General features: G+C 31.0%; 16 protein-coding genes and 2 tRNA genes. 9 read left to right on the top strand and 9 right to left on the bottom strand.

The window, feature by feature from the left end:
- Positions 1-6 precede the first annotated feature (6 nt).
- Positions 7-1368, bottom strand: a complete 1362-nt coding sequence (locus IPH62_14825) for an MATE family efflux transporter (protein ID MBK7106549.1) — start codon at positions 1366-1368, stop codon at positions 7-9.
- A 159-nt stretch (positions 1369-1527) separates the two neighbouring features.
- On the opposite strand from IPH62_14825, the gene IPH62_14820 reads away from it, so the two are divergent.
- The 5 genes from IPH62_14820 (at position 1528) to IPH62_14800 (ending at position 6313) form a co-directional block, all read left to right on the top strand.
- A complete protein-coding gene (locus IPH62_14820) occupies positions 1528-2142 on the top strand; it encodes an FKBP-type peptidyl-prolyl cis-trans isomerase (protein MBK7106548.1) in 615 nt (204 codons plus the stop codon).
- 1 nt (position 2143) lies between these two features.
- Entirely contained in the window at positions 2144-2743 is a 600-nt protein-coding gene (locus IPH62_14815) for a hypothetical protein (protein ID MBK7106547.1), read from the top strand.
- Positions 2744-2823: 80 nt separating this feature from the next.
- On the top strand, positions 2824-4452 hold the full coding sequence (locus IPH62_14810) for a T9SS type A sorting domain-containing protein (protein ID MBK7106546.1): 1629 nt from the start codon (positions 2824-2826) through the stop codon (positions 4450-4452).
- Positions 4453-4488: 36 nt separating this feature from the next.
- Positions 4489-5859: a Si-specific NAD(P)(+) transhydrogenase gene (sthA, locus tag IPH62_14805; protein MBK7106545.1), complete on the top strand. Its 1371-nt coding sequence runs from the start codon at positions 4489-4491 to the stop codon at positions 5857-5859.
- Positions 5860-5875: 16 nt separating this feature from the next.
- Positions 5876-6313: a DUF1232 domain-containing protein gene (locus IPH62_14800; protein ID MBK7106544.1), complete on the top strand. Its 438-nt coding sequence runs from the start codon at positions 5876-5878 to the stop codon at positions 6311-6313.
- Here IPH62_14800 and IPH62_14795 read toward each other — a convergent pair.
- Positions 6306-7067: a HAMP domain-containing histidine kinase gene (locus IPH62_14795; GenBank protein MBK7106543.1), complete on the bottom strand. Its 762-nt coding sequence runs from the start codon at positions 7065-7067 to the stop codon at positions 6306-6308. The genes IPH62_14800 and IPH62_14795 overlap by 8 nt on opposite strands.
- 161 nt (positions 7068-7228) lie before the next feature.
- Here IPH62_14795 and IPH62_14790 point away from each other — a divergent pair, with 161 nt between their 5' ends.
- Together IPH62_14790 and IPH62_14785 are read left to right on the top strand one after the other, a co-directional pair.
- On the top strand, positions 7229-7672 hold the full coding sequence (locus IPH62_14790; protein ID MBK7106542.1) for a hypothetical protein: 444 nt from the start codon (positions 7229-7231) through the stop codon (positions 7670-7672).
- A 2-nt stretch (positions 7673-7674) separates the two neighbouring features.
- A complete protein-coding gene (locus IPH62_14785) occupies positions 7675-9048 on the top strand; it encodes a hypothetical protein (protein MBK7106541.1) in 1374 nt (457 codons plus the stop codon).
- Between the two features lie 57 nt (positions 9049-9105).
- Here IPH62_14785 and IPH62_14780 read toward each other — a convergent pair whose 3' ends face one another.
- The 3 genes from IPH62_14780 to IPH62_14770 all read right to left on the bottom strand — a co-directional run bounded on the left by IPH62_14780 (position 9106) and on the right by IPH62_14770 (position 13292).
- The gene (locus IPH62_14780) at positions 9106-9345 is read right to left on the bottom strand and encodes a hypothetical protein (GenBank protein ID MBK7106540.1); all 240 of its coding nucleotides are present in this window, start codon (positions 9343-9345) and stop codon (positions 9106-9108) included.
- A 137-nt stretch (positions 9346-9482) separates the two neighbouring features.
- A complete protein-coding gene (locus IPH62_14775) occupies positions 9483-10121 on the bottom strand; it encodes a response regulator transcription factor (GenBank protein ID MBK7106539.1) in 639 nt (212 codons plus the stop codon).
- A 3-nt stretch (positions 10122-10124) separates the two neighbouring features.
- Entirely contained in the window at positions 10125-13292 is a 3168-nt protein-coding gene (locus IPH62_14770; GenBank protein MBK7106538.1) for a hypothetical protein, read from the bottom strand.
- 151 nt (positions 13293-13443) lie between these two features.
- Between IPH62_14770 and trxA the strand changes: the two genes are divergently transcribed.
- Positions 13444-13812, top strand: coding sequence for a thioredoxin (gene trxA, locus IPH62_14765; protein MBK7106537.1), 369 nt, complete (start codon positions 13444-13446; stop codon positions 13810-13812).
- A 46-nt stretch (positions 13813-13858) separates the two neighbouring features.
- Here trxA and IPH62_14760 read toward each other — a convergent pair whose 3' ends face one another.
- Both IPH62_14760 and IPH62_14755 read right to left on the bottom strand, forming a co-directional pair.
- The gene (locus IPH62_14760) at positions 13859-14200 is read right to left on the bottom strand and encodes a 4a-hydroxytetrahydrobiopterin dehydratase (protein ID MBK7106536.1); all 342 of its coding nucleotides are present in this window, start codon (positions 14198-14200) and stop codon (positions 13859-13861) included.
- 70 nt (positions 14201-14270) lie between these two features.
- Positions 14271-14359 (bottom strand) — tRNA-Ser (locus IPH62_14755).
- 96 nt (positions 14360-14455) lie between these two features.
- On the opposite strand from IPH62_14755, the gene IPH62_14750 reads away from it, so the two are divergent.
- Positions 14456-14545: transfer RNA gene (locus tag IPH62_14750), tRNA-Ser, on the top strand.
- A 10-nt stretch (positions 14546-14555) separates the two neighbouring features.
- On the opposite strand, the gene IPH62_14745 is transcribed toward IPH62_14750, so the two are convergent.
- Together IPH62_14745 and IPH62_14740 are read right to left on the bottom strand one after the other, a co-directional pair.
- Entirely contained in the window at positions 14556-15941 is a 1386-nt protein-coding gene (locus IPH62_14745; GenBank protein MBK7106535.1) for a recombinase family protein, read from the bottom strand.
- Entirely contained in the window at positions 15929-16372 is a 444-nt protein-coding gene (locus IPH62_14740; protein ID MBK7106534.1) for a hypothetical protein, read from the bottom strand. Before IPH62_14740 ends, IPH62_14745 begins: the two co-directional genes overlap by 13 nt.
- Between the last annotated feature and the right edge of the window lie 61 nt (positions 16373-16433).

Genomic DNA, 16433 nt, shown 5'->3' with positions numbered 1-16433 from the left:
TGGAGTTTAATCTCCATCTGATTTAAGTTTATTTATTTTTTTATAAAATCTTATTACAAATAAAGTCGCTGCAGCAGTTAATCCAATTGAAAGTCCAATCCAAATTCCGATAATATCATAATTCAATATAAATGCAAAAAAATATCCGGCGGGTAATGCAATTAACCAATATGCAACTAATGTAATTATCATCGGAATTTTTACATCAGCTAAACCTTTTAATGCTCCCATTCCCACAGCTTGAATTCCATCAGAAAGTTGAAAAAGTGCAGCAATAATTATAAGTGACGAAGCAACTTTTATAACATTTTCATCATTTATGTAAAATGCCGGAAGTAAATTATTAAATAGAATAAATGTAATTCCCGCTAAACCCATAAAACACATTCCCAAAAATATTGCGGAAAATCCGGCGCGTTTTACATTTAATAAATCCTTTCTTCCCAAATAATTACCAACTCTAATTGTTGCGGCTGATGAAATTCCCAAAACAACCATGTAAGAAATTGAAGCAAGATTTAACGCAATTTGATGAGCAGCTAAAGCAACACTTCCCAGCCAGCCGATAATAATTGCCGCAAACGCAAAAGCTCCAACTTCAAATGCATACATTATTCCGCTTGGAAATCCGATATTAAAAATCTTCTTTATTATTTTAAAATCGATTATTCTGAAATTTAGTTTTACATCATACTCTTTATATTTTGTAGAATTCAGAACAAAAATCATCATAGTAGATGCCATAAAAATTCTAGTTAATAATGTTGATATTCCGGCACCGTTTAATCCTAATGCTGGAAATCCTAAATTCCCAAATATTAAAATCCAGTTTCCAAAATAATTTATAAAATTTGCAGCAATTGCTATATACATTGGTGGTTTTGTGTATGATAATCCTTCAACAAATTGGCGGAAAGTTTGGAAAATCATAAAAGGAAAAATAGAAATTGCTAAAATTGATAAATATGATTTTGTTAAATCCGCAACAATTTTTTCTTGATTTAAATAATCAATTAAATTTGCTGCAATTAAAACAAGAATTGTTAAAATTATGCTGAATGAAACATTAAGAATTAATGATTGACGTAAAATAATTCCGCAAAATTTATGATTATTTTCTCCTTTTGCAATTGCAACCAAAACAGTAATTGCGTGACTCATTCCAATTCCCAAAACCATAATTAGGAAAAATAATCCGTTTGCTAAAGCTGCAGCAGCAAGCGGTTCGGCTCCAATCCTTCCAACCATAAAACTATCAACAACGCCTAACATTATATGTCCGAGTTGCCCAATAGAAACCGGAACAGCAAGTTTTATAGTTTCAATTATGTGGGATTTTATATAATTCTTATCGGAAAAATTTTCCATAAATGTTTTTATTCTAAATAAATAAAGGGTAACTTATCGTTCAATTTTTTAAAATAAACGTAATAATTATAAGGATTAAAAATGAAAAAAATGTTGATATTTTCTTTAGTTGTCTTTTTCTCAATTACAGCTTGCAGCCAAACTGATAAAAATCCAAAAATGGAAACGATGAAAGATTCAGTTAGTTACAGTATTGGTTATGATATTGGTGCAAACTTAAAACAACAAGAAATTCAAATAGAACCAGAAGTTTTTCTTTCCGGAATAAAAGACGGACTTGCAGATACTTGTAATTTAACTACCGAAGAATTGCAAAATGTAATGCAAAAATTTCAAGCAGAAATGGTGTTAAAACAACAAAATAAACAAAAAGAATCCGGCGAAAAAAATAAAGTTGCTGCCGATGCGTTTTTTGCAGAAAACAAAAGTAAAGAAGGTGTAATTTCATTGCCAAGCGGTTTACAATATAAAGTTATGAAAAGCGGGACCGGAGAATCACCAAAATTAACAAGCAAAGTTCAAGCTCATTATGCAGGAAGATTATTAGACGGAACCGAATTTGATAATTCATACAAACGCGGGCAGCCTTTGGAAATTGGAGTATCCGGAGTTATAAAAGGATGGACAGAAATTTTACAACTTATGAAAGTCGGTGATAAATTTGAAGTTTATATTCCATCGGAATTAGGTTACGGAGAAAGAGGCAGCGGTCCAACAATTGGTCCAAATGCAGCTTTAATTTTTGAAATTGAATTAATGGGAATTGTACAATAATTTGAAAAAAATTCTAAAAATTATAAGTCCGGTTTTAATTATTGCCGGACTTTATTTTATTTTCAAAACTAACGAAATAAAACAACCCCCCGGAATTTTAGCACCAAATCCTCCCTATCAAGAAATTTTACCTAAACAAAAAATTTGGCTGCATAATGAATATACAATTACGGCAATTGCAAAATTCGAAAGCACATGCAAGGCATTACATCTAAAAACTTACAGCAATGATAAAATGAGCAATTTTGCTCCGCTCGATATTGCAGTCGGCTGGGGAAAAATGTCTGATCAAACAATTGTTGATAAATTTGAAATCAAACAGCAGCACAGATGGTATGTTTGGAGAACAAAACAATTCCCTATTCCAAGAAAAGAAGTGGAATTAAACGGCTCAAATATTCATATAATTCCCGCTAATGAAGAAGTAGAAAATCAATTAGATGAAATTAAAAATGGTAATATAATTTCACTAAAAGGATATCTTGTAAATGTTAAAGACAAAGATTCAAAATTTATATGGAAAACTTCACTAAAAAGAGATGATAACGGAAGCGGTGCTTGCGAAATTCTTTGGCTTGAAGAAGCCGAAGTTATAAAATAAATTTTTGTTGCAAATTATTTTTTTAATATATTCAAACTCAACTCAAACATATTTCACAAATTATAATTAAAAGGATTTCCATGAAAAGACATCTAAACTTATATTATTCAATTTGTGCTTTAATTTTTTCATCAACATTAATATTTCCTCAGTCCGATAAATTTATTAGAATCGATAGCATTTTAGTTCCGGAAATAGAAAATTGCGGATTTGGCGAAGTTATTGCCGGCGTTGATTTTGATAACGATGGGATTATTGAAATTTATGCTGTAAATAATATGAACGATATTGGCGGAAATGAATTAATTCCAAGAATTTATAAATACGAATTTGATGGAACAAAATGGAATTTAGTTTGGGATGAATACAGCCGTGATATTCTTCAACAAAATAGCTGGGCTCCAACAACTCACGGCGATTGGGATAAAGATGGAAAGCATGAAATAATTTGGGCGCCATCAAATTACTTTGGCGAAAATAATGAAAATCCGGTTAGAATTATGGTTTGGGAAGCAAACGGAAATGATAAATTGGGTAAATTAAATTTTGGATATGAAACTCCAAGTGCAAAGTGGACAATTACCGATCAAGATAATTTTGAAGTTCGTCCGTTTAGATTTTTCCTTTTTGATATTGACGATGACGGAAAAGACGAATTAATTTTTGCCGATAGAGAAGTTAATTACAGATTTGGAATAATTTCCGTTTCTACAATTCCGGATAACGGAAACGGAAGTGAAGTTTGGGAAATGGAATTTTCCGGTTTGGGAACAACTTTGGCAGAAAGTGCAATTTATGATATTGCAAGAATTGGAAAAACAATTTATTTATTTCACTCGGATGGAAGTGTAACTCCCGTAAAATATGATAACGGAAATTATACAATTCTAGAAAATGTAAAAAATATTATTCCCGGCGGTTCTTGGAAATCTTCAAATACAGTTGATTTAAATAATGATGGAAAAGAAGAAATTGTAATCGGCGGATGGCAGTTAGACAGCACAAATATTCAAAATAAAGTTTTGCTAATTCAAGAAAATGAATCAAAAGAATTAACAACAAATATAATTGCTAATTATGCAAATTTAATTACAAAAGATGGAAGAATTAACGGCGGACATGATGCGTTTGGCGATCTTGATAATGACGGAAATTTGGATTTTATTTTTGGAACAAGAGCATCAACTCCGGCAGTTTCTATTTTGCGAATGGAATATCAAGGAGGAGAAATTTCCGATTCAAATAATTATCAAATTTCGGTAATTGATTCACTTTATCCAACTGCAAATCCCGGAAGATATGATATTGTTTCTTTGGCAAATTTGGATTCTGATCCGGAATTAGAAATCCTTTACACAAACGGAAGTACTTGTGAAAGATTTCCAATTGTAATTTTAGATTTAGAAAAAGGCAGTGTTTCGGTTGATGAAAAAAATATTCCAAACGAATTTTATCTTGCACAGAATTATCCAAATCCGTTTAACCCTACGACGAAAATTTCATTTAATTTACCAAAGGAAAGTAATGTTGATTTAAGAATTTATAATTCTTTAGGCGAAGAAAGCGGTGTAATTTTGAACAAAATAAATTTAGGAAATGGTTTTCATTCATACAATTTTAATGCATCTAAATTATCAAGCGGAGTTTATCTTTACACATTAAAAACTGATTTTGGAAGTTTGTCAAAAAAAATGATGATCTTAAAATAATTTTGCAAAGAATTTGAATTTAAAATTTGGAATAAAATGTCAAATCAATTTGATTTAATTGTAATTGGAAGTGGTCCCGGCGGCGAAGGTGCGGCAATGAAAGCAACAAAGGAAGGGAAAAAAGTTGCAATTTGCGATAAGTTCTCAAACATTGGCGGAAGCTGCACTCACAAAGGAACAATACCCAGTAAGGCTTTGCGTCACGCAAGTCAAATTATTTCCGATACGGATTCCTTAAATGGAATTTCATATCAAACGATTTTAAAATCAACGGAAAAAGTTGTAAGTCAGCAATATCAATTAAGAAAAAGTTTTTACGAAAGAAACAAAGTTGAAATACTTGACGGAACCGCTGAATTTATTGATGAACATAATATTCAAGTTACTAATGAATCCGGAAGTAAGAAGAAATATTCGTCAGATTATTTTGTAATTGCAACTGGATCAAGACCATATCATCCGCCGGATATTGATTTTTCTCACCCACGAATTTTAGACAGCGATTCTATTTTGGATATTAAAGATAATCCGCGAAGTATTACAATTTACGGCGCCGGAGTTGTTGGCTGTGAGTATGCATCAATTTTTAGAGGATTGATGATAAAAGTAAATTTGATAAATACACGCAATCAATTATTAACTTTTTTGGATGATGAAATTATTGATGCGCTTGCATATCATTTAAGAGAAAACGGTGTTTTGGTTCGCCACAATGAAGAATATGAAAAAGTTGAAGCCGATGAAAACGGAGTTACATTATTTTTAAAATCTAATAAGCAAATTAGAACCGACTATTTACTTTGGGCGCAAGGAAGAACCGGAAATTCGGATTCAATGGGATTAGAAAATATTGGAATTAAAGGAAATGTTCGAGGTTCAATTGAAGTAAACGGAAATTTTCAAACAGCTCATCCTCACATTTATGCAGTTGGAGATGTAATAGGTTATCCAAGCTTGGCAAGCGCCGCTTATGATCAAGGAAGATTTTGCGCAACTCATTTAGTAAATGGATTTTGCGAGCACAAACTTGTTGAATTTATTCCAACCGGAATTTATACAATTCCGGAAATTAGCTCAGTCGGTTTAACCGAAAAAGATTTAACAGAGAAAAAAATTCCTTATGAAGTTGGTCATTCCCTTTTCAAACATTTGGCAAGAGCGCAAATTACCGGAAGAACAACGGGCATGTTAAAATTATTATTCCATAGAGAAACTTTGGAAATTCTTGGTGTTCATTGTTTTGGTTACGGTGCTGCGGAAATTATTCATATCGGGCAAGCAATTTTGGCTCAAGAAGGAAAAGCAAACACATTAATGTATTTTATCAATACGACTTTTAACTATCCCACAATGGCAGAAGCTTATAGAGTTGCGGCATTAAATGGTTTAAACAGAATTTCAAAATAATTTTAAATTTAATTTGATGGAAAAAGAAGAAAAATATTATTTAAAACTTAGATCCAATATTACAAAATGGTTGGATGAGAAAGCCTCTCTAAATCACAAATGGAGAGAGTTTATAATGCTTGCACCGGATATTTTTTATTTGTTGATAAAACTTGTGCAAGATTCCGAAGTTCCGCAAAGTAAAAAAGTAAAATTAGTTTCTGCAATTGCATATTTTATTTCGCCGATTGATTTATTGCCGGAAGTTTTTCTTGGTCCAATTGGTTATATGGATGATATTGCTATTGCCGCTTACATTTTAAACGAAATGATAAATTCAATTGATCCGCAAATTATAAAAAAATATTGGGCCGGCGATACGGATATTTTAATTGTGTTGAAAAAGATTTTAATTAACGTTGATAACTTAATTGGCAAAGGAATTTGGGATAAATTAAAAGGTAAATTTAACTGAAAGCTGGAATTTTAATTGTAAAAATTGTTCCTTTATTTAAAGTACTTTTTACCGATAAATCGCCGTTCATAATTTCTACAAATTTTTTGGAAACCGATAATCCCAAACCAATTCCTTGATAAAGTCTGTTCATTCCTTCACTTACTTGACGAAATGCTTCAAAAATTAATGATAATTTTTCTTTAGCAATTCCAATTCCCGTATCTTCAACTTCAACAATATAATTTTGTTTTTCGTCATCCAATTTTAGCGAAATTGAAATACTTCCCTTTTCGGTAAATTTTATTGCATTATTAAGCAAATTTGTCATCACTTTTGTAAACATTTTTTTATCAAGTTTACATTTTGCGTTTTCAACTTCACAATTAAAATTGATTTGTAAACCTTTATCTTCAACAACAGGTTTGTAAACATTTACCGTTTCTTTCAGAAAATCAAAAAGATTTTCTTCCTTAAGTTCAACTTTCAATCTTTCAGTTTCAACATCTGATTGATCTAAAAGTAAATTTAAAGCTTCAGTTAAGCGATTACTGCTTTTTAAGATAATTTCGGCCATTTCTTTCAAATCCGGATCTCTCAATTCTTCATAAAGTATTCCGGCATAACCCAAAATTACAGTAATCGGAGTTCGCAATTCGTGACTCATATTATCCAAAAAAATTGTTTTTAGTCGTTTTGCTTCTTCCAAAACAAGTAATTTATCTAAAGAGCCGTCATCTATTTTATTATTATTTGAATCCAAAATATTAACCATAAATTGTAAAAATCGAAATTATATTTTTTATTATCGGAAATTCAGAAAAACTATTAACACTATTTTTAACTTTGTTTATTAATATAATACAATTAAATTTAAACGCTAATAAACTTTTAAATTTATTAAAACAGAATATTTTTAAACATTTTTGGGATAATATGAAAAAAATTGGAATTTCAATATTATTTGCTTTTTTATTCGGCTGTTCACAAATTGTTTTAGAACCAGTCGATTTTGCCTGGCCAATAGAAAGTGTTTTAGACGTTTCGGATGACGGAACAGTGAGTGAATCAAGATTTTCATTTTCGGCAAATGTTAAAGGATTATTTTTAGCGGAATATGAAGATTCGACTTCTTATAAAAAAGAATCTGTTAGAATAATTAGAGATACAAAAGGTTATTATTTTATGGTTGCTACCGGATTTAAAAATGTTTACGTATTTAAAGCTGATAATGGAACTTTTTCATTAGAAAATAAAATAAATGTTTCGGAATTTGGCTTAGATCTTCCTGCTTTCAATCAACGTTTGCCTTATATAGAATTACTTGAAGGCGAAGACCATGTTGCATATTTAACTTCTGAAGGAATAAAAGGAGAATAAAATTGGCTAAATTTTTAGCTTTTTACTTAATTATATCATTTTTGACTACAAATATTTTTAGTCAATCTGATTTTAGAATTACTCAAGAATTCAAAAGTCGTCAGCGATCATTTGAAATTGCAATTGAATACGCAAAAACTCCGGATGAATTAGATAAAATTCATAAGGAAATTGAAGAATTTAAAAATGAGTTTAGGGGAAACAAAGAATTGCTTAATAGAGCTTTGTATCCAAGCAATTTTGAATCGACATTTACATCTCTTGATAAAAAAACTGAGTATTCAAGAAAAAAAATTGATGAGATTTCTAATTTAAATACTCAAGTTTCAACTCTGCGCGTAAATTACGAACAAATCTCTGATGAACTTGCAAAATTAACTTCCGAATTAAATACTTTAAGAAATACGAATATTAAATTAATGGCAGAATTAAGAGCTATTAGATCCGGGTTTGGTGCAACAAAGCACACAATTGATTCTTTAAATAAAGTAATTACCGAACTTCGACAAGGAATTTCGCAAAGAGATACATTAATTAAAGAAATTATGGATAATATTTTCATGTCGGCAGAACACAAATTAGAAACTTTAAATGATGCTGAACTGAAAGAAATTAGAACAAAATTAAAAAATACAAGTTTGATTGACAATATCAGCAATCTTGCTTCTGATAACATTGACTTTTTAAACGCGAGTTTATTAACCGCTGATGACTTAAATGTTCTGAGAAATGAGTATAATCAATTTGATGATAGATGGAAACATTTTGGTCCAAAATTATTTGATATTTATTCAACGGATACAGAAAATAAAGATAAATTGGTACAAATAGATTCTTTAATGGTTAATTGGGATAGAGCAATAGATAAATCTATATTCAGATCAATTCACGAAGAATTTAAATCTAATAATATTAATGTTCCGTTATTTCTTAATGCTAAAGAATTTGAATCAAACATAATTTCATTCATTGATGGGAAAATTGCTGGTTCTGATAAACTTGGCGTTCAAGATGATAGTGAATTTATTTTCTTTTCAGAAAATGTTTGGAGCTCAATTGTAAAAGAAAAATGGATTCCGGTTTTATTAAATAATAATCTCATCAAAAATGAACAAGTAGTAAATATTGATAAGAAAATTGATGAATGGAAAAAAATTATCGGCGGAACAAAATCTCAATTTATTTATGGAATAATTGCAATTCTTGCAGTTATTATTCTAGTAAGTATTTTCATCATTTATAAAAAGAATAAAAAAGTAAAAGAGCTGAATAAAATAATAACTGCTGAGCCGATTAAAGAAAATACCGAAAAGACAATTCCAGGTATTTATGATAGTTTGGATGATGAAGTTAATGATGATTTAGACAAGTCTTAAAATTTGTGGTCACATTAAAAAAGATGTGACCACATTCCCTATGTACAAACGCAAACTTTATGTTTGGTAAACAATTTTTCTAATAGTATCAAACTGTAAATATGGATATTCTTCACGCAAAGAATCTATAGCTTCGCTTGCTCTCACTTTTAGATCTCTCATATCCTTAAATCTTTTTTTAATTAAATAATCTCTAACGGATTTCTCATCTATCAATCCCCTGCTTTGTAACAAACCGTATATATCATCATTTACAAGTTCGGGTATTGGATTTTCTTTAGAATTATAATCAAACATATTTCCTCCTAATTGCAATAGATTTAGAAACTCTGTTTGATAAATAATAATTTGGACGTGGTCAATCAACCGCACATTTATGCGGTTTTTTATGGTAGGAATAAAAAATGTAAAAATTTATGCACTATTTATGCAGTTTATATTACTCCTTTTCTGATTGCTTTTGCAACTGCCTCCGATTGTGAATGAACATGAAGTTTTTTGTAAATATTTCTTATATGATGTCTCACCGTATCAACGCTTATAAAAAGTGAATCTGCAATTTGCTGATAATTATCTCCTTCAGAAAGCTTAAGTAAAACTTCCTTTTCACGATCCGAAAGTCCATAATCTTCTTGAGATTTTGTAACGGTATTTTCTTGTTGAAATACAGAAATAACTTGCCTGGCAATCATACTGCTCATTGGAGAACCGCCTTCAGAAACTTCCTTTATTGCATCCAATAATCTGCTTGGCGGAGTATTTTTTACTAAATAACCGCAAGCTCCGGCACACAAAGCTTCAAACACAACTTTACTTTCTTTGTAAATTGTAAGCATAAGAATATTTAAATCAGGTTTAATTTTTCTTGCTTTTTTAACTCCTTCAATTCCATTTATTCCCGGAAGTCCAATATCCATAAGTGTAACATCAATTTCTAATTTCGGCAGTTCGCAAAGAAAATTTTCGCAATTTCCAAAAGAGCCAACACATTTATAACCGCTTGTTCCGTTAATAAGTGCAGCCAATCCATCTCTAATAATTAAATTATCTTCTATTATTGCGACGTTTATCATCCTTTAAATTTTTCCTTCTAAAATTACTTTTGTGCCAATGCCAATTTCTGATTTAATTGAAATTTGCCAATCAATTTTATTTGAGCGATTCTTAATATTTGTTAATCCATTACCATGAGTTTGGGAATTAATATTAAACCCGTTTCCGTCATCAATAACTTTTATAGTCATATTTTTCCCAACATTAATAATTTCCAAAATAATGTTTTTACAACAGCTGTGTTTTATGCAATTATTTATTGATTCCTTTAAAATTAAATAAAGATTTTGTCTAATATCCATCGGCATTTTAATATTTTCTAATTTATCCAAATCTGAAGTTTGTAAAGTTATTCCTAATTCGCCTAAAAGTTCTGCATAAGAATCTTTCAATCTTACAATTAAATCATATAAAGAATCTCTATTTGGATTTACAACCCAAACAATATCACTCATTGATTCAACTAATTGTCGTGATAGCTCGCTTATTTTAATCAAATTCTTTGAAACATTTGATGAATCCGGAACTTCCGTTGCAGTAAGTTCACTTAATATGGAAATTTCTGTTAAACCAGCTCCAACATTATCATGCAAATCAGCAGAAAGATTTGATTTCAATTTATCCATTGCAATTAAATATCTAATTCTTTGATTTATTAAAAAAGTAATAATTCCACCAACAAACAATATCAGCAATGAAATAAACCACCACTGCATCCAGAAAGGAGAAAGAATTGTTATTTTAACTGATGAAAATTTTGAACTCCAAATTCCATCATTGTTTGTACCGGTAACAATAAATTTATATTCACCTGGTGCAAGATTTGTATAAAATACTTTTCTATTTTCAGCATTTGTGTAAGTCCAATTTTTATCTAAACCTTCTAAAATATATTTGTATTTATTTTTACCGGACTTTTTAAAGTCCAATGATGCAAATTCAAAGGAAAAATAATTTTGTTCTTTTTCAAATATTAATTCTTTTTTTTCACCTTTAATTTCTTTATCAAACAATTTTATTTTTGTAATTACAATCGGAGCTGCAAATTTATCAATCTGAATTTCCTTTGGATCAAAATAATTCAATCCATTTATTCCGCCAAAATATATTATACCGGATTTTGATTTGAAATAAGAACCACCATTAAATTCAAGACTTTGTAATCCATCTAATAATCCATAACGAACGAATGAACTTAAATCATAATCGAGTTTATAAATTCCGTTATTTGTGCTTAACCAATATCCGCTTACGTTATCGTCAATTATTCCGTAAACATCGTTGCAGTCAATTCCGGAAATTTTATTAATATTTGTAAATGATTTTGTCTCGGGATCAAATAAATTTAATCCGCCTCCAAAAGTTCCAATTAAAAATTTCTCTTCTTTAGTTTCAGAAATTTTCATAATTCGGTTATCATTCAACAAATTATTATCACTTTTATAATTTGTGAAAACTTTTGTTTTTTTATTAAATTGATTTATTCCTCCGCCGTGTGTGCCTAGCCACAATTCGTTTTTTTTATCAACATAAATACAATAAACTCTATCATCGCTAATGCTGAAAATATTCGATGGATTATGCTGATAAGACGTAAACTCGTGAATTTGTTTTTGATAAAAATCTTTTAGAGAAAGCTGACTCAAGCCACCGCCGAATGTACCAATATAAAGTATTGAATCTTGATCAATAAGCAGCGATTGAATTTGATTGGATTTTAAACTTTTGTTGTCTTCCCCAATTTTAAAATATTTAAATATATTTTTACTTCGATCAAAAAAAGTTAACCCATTTGAAAAAGTTCCAATCCATAAATTTCCATTGAAATCTTCAATAATTGAACGAATATGAAAATCGCCGATTTCATTTTCTCCAAAATATTTAAAATTATTTGTTTTAAAATCAATTTTGTTCAAGCCGCCGCGGTAAGTTCCAATCCACAAATTTTTATCGCTGTCTTCAAAAATTGACCAAATTATATTATCGTTTATTGATTTATTTTCAACAGACAAAACCGGAATAGTTTTAAAATTATTTTTATTTGATTCAATTTTATTTATGCCTTTCCCAAGCTGTGTACCAACCCAAACCGTTCCGGAATTATCAACATAAATTGATTGAATTTCATTTTCACTTAACGAGTTTTCATCTTTAGAAGCCAAAAATTGTTTTGTGGTTTTTAACTTTTCATTGTAAAGCAAAAGTCCGTTACCGTAAGTTCCAATCCATAAATTTTCATTTTCTTTGCAGACAGTCATAATATTAGGCGAATTATAATTTTGATTTAATTTCAAATCTAATTGAGAAATTTGCCAGCGATTTGGAGATAATTCTTTTGTTGTTGAATTAATTTTAAATATTCCATTATTATATTCTGCAACAATTATATTCTTTTCTGAGTCTTCAGAAACTGAAGTTATTTTTTCACCTATTTTAATAAAATTTATTGGATAAATATTTTTATTGAAAATTTTTAATTGAGAATTTGCGGTATTAATAATTTTATTCAAACCTCCGCCAAAAGTGCCGACCCAAATTATTCCTTTTGAATCCACAAAAACTTTTACAATATTGTTTGAACTTAAAGCATTAATTCGATTTGGAAAATGATATAAATATTTTTTCTGATTTGTTTTGGGATTAAATTTAATTAACCCTTTTCCCCAAGTTCCAATCCATAAATTTCCATCATTATCTTCATCAATTGTAGTTATAGTGCTGTTCTGATTTCTTGAAAGTGTTAGCGGATAATTATAAAATTTTTCTTCATCAATTAAATACCAATCGCTTGAGCTTGCAATATCATAATGTTTAAAAGTCTCCGTTTTAGGATTAAATTTATTTAAAATACCTTTTGCAGTTCCAATCCAAATGAATCCTTCTTTATCCTCATACATTGATGTAATTTCATTATCAGAAATAGATGAAGAATCTTCTGTAATATTATTGTAAACAACAAATTCGTAACCGTCAAATCTATTTAATCCGTTTGCTGTTCCAATCCATAAATAACCTCTTTTATCCTGCAAAATTGATAATATTGACGATTGCGATAAACCTTCTTCAACACCAATTTTTACAAAGCGAAAATCGCCCTGGTTAAGCATTTCATTTTGGCCTGAAACCTTATTTCCGGAAACTAAAAATCCAATTATAAAATGTAAAATTATTGTTTGGAATATTTTTATCATATTTATGGAAAGTTAAAATTTGTACGTTATAATTAAGCAAAAATAATATTAATTATTTCAACAAAATATTTATTAAGGATTTTAAAACAGTTAAATATTTTGAATCCTTTTAAAAAAGCAGACATCATATTTCATAAAAAAAAGGAGAAGTATGGCAGAGCACTTAACCAAACAAACTTTTTTAGAAAAAGTTTTTAATTACGAACAAAATAAAGAATGGAATTTTGCTGGTGAACTTCCATGTATTATAGATTTTTATGCTGATTGGTGCGGACCGTGTAAAATGGTTGCCCCAATTTTAGAAGAATTAAGCAAAGAATATGCTGGTAAAATAAATGTTTATAAAATTGATACCGAAGTTGAACAAGAGCTTGCAGCAGTTTTTGGAATTAGAAGTATTCCTTCATTATTGTTTTGCCCAAAAGATGAAAGACCTCAAATGGCGCAAGGTGCATTACCAAAGGCTTCTTTAATTGAAGCAATTAATAATGTTTTGTTAAAAACAGAAGTTCCATCTTAATTTGATTTTTAGTTAAATAAAGACCGTTGTAAATTACAGCGGTTTTTTATTTATTTAATTCAAAAACCTCATCAATTTTAGCTGCAAGAATAAAATCATTTTCGCTTAATCCACCGATTGAATGCGTGAAGAGTTCAATATCAACAATATTATATTTAATTGAAATATTTGGATGATGACCTTCAACTTCTGATATTTCAGCAATTTTATTAACAAATTTAATTGAATTAACAAAATCTAATAATCTGAAAGTTTTGATAATCTTATGTTCGTCTGATGAAATTAAATTCCAATTTTTAACCTTTTGTAAAAATTGTTTTTCACTAACTTCATCAAATGGTTTAACAAAGCCTTCATACGAAAGACATTTTTTATCTAAAAGTGACATTGATATCCTTTCTTAAAGATTGAATTAAAATAATTGAAAAGAAAGTGAAAACAAGAAATGAAAAACTATGCGGAAAGAGAGGGATTCGAACCCTCGGTCCACAATACTGCGGACAACGGTTTTCGAGACCGCCGCATTCAACCGCTCTGCCATCTTTCCAAATTTTGGTAAATAAATTTACAAAAGAATAATAAAATATTTTTGTAATAATTTTCTATTTATAATGAAGTATGATATATTTACACACTAAATCTTGGAGAGGTGCAGGAGTGGCTGATCTGGCTACCCTGGAAAGGTAGTGTACTCGTAAGGGTACCGTGGGTTCGAATCCCACCCTCTCCGCCAAGTTTTACATTCAGCGAAATTGAAAGATGTTGCCTCGGCGTAAAGCGCCTCGGCATGGTATTTTTCCGCAATTTTGAAGGCATTTTTGAAATCCAAAACCAAAGTGCGGTCGGCAATGCGGAAGTTCGAACCGATTATTGCTCTTTCGCCCAAAAGCAGAGATTTTTTCTTCCAAATCCTTTTTAGCGAGAATGAGCTTGTGCTTTTTAGTGGCATATTCCGTTTGCGATAAATTGCCGTCCAGTTGTAAATCAAGCAAGCGATCAAGTTTTGATTCTATCTCTACAAGCTCATCTCTCGCTTTTTGGGCGAAAGAGCTTTCCGCTTGGGCAATTTTCATTTTTTCGTTTTCGAAAAAATTTATTGAAGCGTTTGCCCAAGCGGAAGACAAAGAAACTTTTTTGATTTCTTCTTTTATTTGAGAAGTGATGATTTCCTCGCGAGTATATTTTTGCATGCAAGGATTTTTCCGTTTGGTACAGCGTAAATAGTTATGCCCTTTTTGCGTTTCGGTAGTTATGAAGCAACCGCACTCTCCGCAACGGAAAAATCCTCTATACACATAATGTTTTAATTTTGGCGATTTCGGTTTGCTTTTATTCATCATCACTTCTTGAACGGAATCAAAAAGTTTCTTTGTGATAATCGGTTCATGCTTTCCGTCATACATTTCGCCGTTATATTCAATCATGCCGTAATAGATTTTGTTTTTCAGCATATACTGATAATTTGAGACGGAAAGCATCTTGCCTTTCTTGCCAACCAAGCCCAAGGAATTGATAATCTTTCGGATTTGAGCGAGCGGGTATTCGCCAGTTGAGTACATTTCAAAAGCCCGCTTGATATACTTTGCCTTTTCTTTGTCCACGGCGATACAGCGGGCGTTTTTGTCGTTTATATAGCCAAGTGGCGCCCAAGCGGGCCATATTCCATTTCGCAATTTCTGGCGAATACCCCTCTTTATATTTTCCGAAAGATTATCCACATAGTATTTTGATTGCCCAAAAGCAATGGACAACATAAATTTTCCTTGCGGTGTCGGATCAAACCAAAAAGTTGGAAATTTTAGCGTGGTTATTTTTCCAGTATCTACAAGATAGATAATCTGTCCGCCGTCTATGGAATTGCGAGCCAACCTATCAGGGTGCCACGCTAAAATTCCCTCGGCTTCATTTTTCTCTATGCTTGCCACCATTTCATTAAAAATCTCTCGCCCCGGCTCTTTGGCGGTTTTGCTTTCCACAAATTCACGGACGATATTTAAACCCTCTTTCTTGGCATATTCTCGCAATTCAAACATTTGCGCCTCAATGGAAAGCACTTGTCGCTCTGGCTCGTCCGTGGATTTGCGGGCATAGAGAAAAATCTTTTTGGTTTGTAAATTTAGGTTGTCCATATTGTTTTTAGATTAGCTTTTGGGCAATCAAAGAAAAATACGCTCAACCTTTCGCTGAAAGCGAGAGAAAAAAGATTGGTTTGCAAAATTTCATTTTGCCAGAGCTTCGCTCTGTGAACTTCCGCATTGCCGACCGCACTTTGGTTTTGGATTTCAAAAATGCCTTCAAAATAGCGGAAAAATACCATGCCGAGGCGCTTTACGCCGAGGCAATATCTTTCAATTTCGCTGAATGTAAAACTTGGCGGTGTTTTTTGGACGAAGTTCGAACATTTTTTGAGCAAAACCCTGAAAACTAATTTGGACTCGGCGGGGCAAACTATTTTTCTGGGGGAATGGAATTTGCCCCGCCTCGGCTTTCTTCCCGCCCGCATGAGGGGTCTGGGGAGGAATGCGGGCGGGTTTTTGAACCTTTCCTTTTTCGCTTCCAAATTTCGTATTTTGCAAAGTAAAAATGTGCCACCGAAAGAGATGTTGCCCTTGACCCACCCA

The organism is Ignavibacteriota bacterium (assembly GCA_016708125.1).
In the GTDB taxonomy this organism is placed as follows: Bacteria; Bacteroidota; Ignavibacteria; order Ignavibacteriales; family Melioribacteraceae.
This window is presented reverse-complemented; position numbering and strand designations above follow the sequence as displayed.

Coding starts and splice junctions, on each gene's coding strand:
- IPH62_14775 (MBK7106539.1), bottom strand. CDS start 10,121: ATGATAAACGTCGCAATAATAGAAGATAATTTAATTATTAGAGATGGA.
- IPH62_14745 (MBK7106535.1), bottom strand. CDS start 15,941: ATGGACAACCTAAATTTACAAACCAAAAAGATTTTTCTCTATGCCCGC.
- trxA (MBK7106537.1), top strand. CDS start 13,444: ATGGCAGAGCACTTAACCAAACAAACTTTTTTAGAAAAAGTTTTTAAT.
- IPH62_14790 (MBK7106542.1), top strand. CDS start 7,229: ATGAAAAAAATTGGAATTTCAATATTATTTGCTTTTTTATTCGGCTGT.
- IPH62_14780 (MBK7106540.1), bottom strand. CDS start 9,345: ATGTTTGATTATAATTCTAAAGAAAATCCAATACCCGAACTTGTAAAT.
- IPH62_14800 (MBK7106544.1), top strand. CDS start 5,876: ATGGAAAAAGAAGAAAAATATTATTTAAAACTTAGATCCAATATTACA.
- IPH62_14825 (MBK7106549.1), bottom strand. CDS start 1,368: ATGGAAAATTTTTCCGATAAGAATTATATAAAATCCCACATAATTGAA.
- IPH62_14795 (MBK7106543.1), bottom strand. CDS start 7,067: ATGGTTAATATTTTGGATTCAAATAATAATAAAATAGATGACGGCTCT.
- IPH62_14820 (MBK7106548.1), top strand. CDS start 1,528: ATGGAAACGATGAAAGATTCAGTTAGTTACAGTATTGGTTATGATATT.
- sthA (MBK7106545.1), top strand. CDS start 4,489: ATGTCAAATCAATTTGATTTAATTGTAATTGGAAGTGGTCCCGGCGGC.
- IPH62_14770 (MBK7106538.1), bottom strand. CDS start 13,292: ATGATAAAAATATTCCAAACAATAATTTTACATTTTATAATTGGATTT.
- IPH62_14760 (MBK7106536.1), bottom strand. CDS start 14,200: ATGTCACTTTTAGATAAAAAATGTCTTTCGTATGAAGGCTTTGTTAAA.
- IPH62_14810 (MBK7106546.1), top strand. CDS start 2,824: ATGAAAAGACATCTAAACTTATATTATTCAATTTGTGCTTTAATTTTT.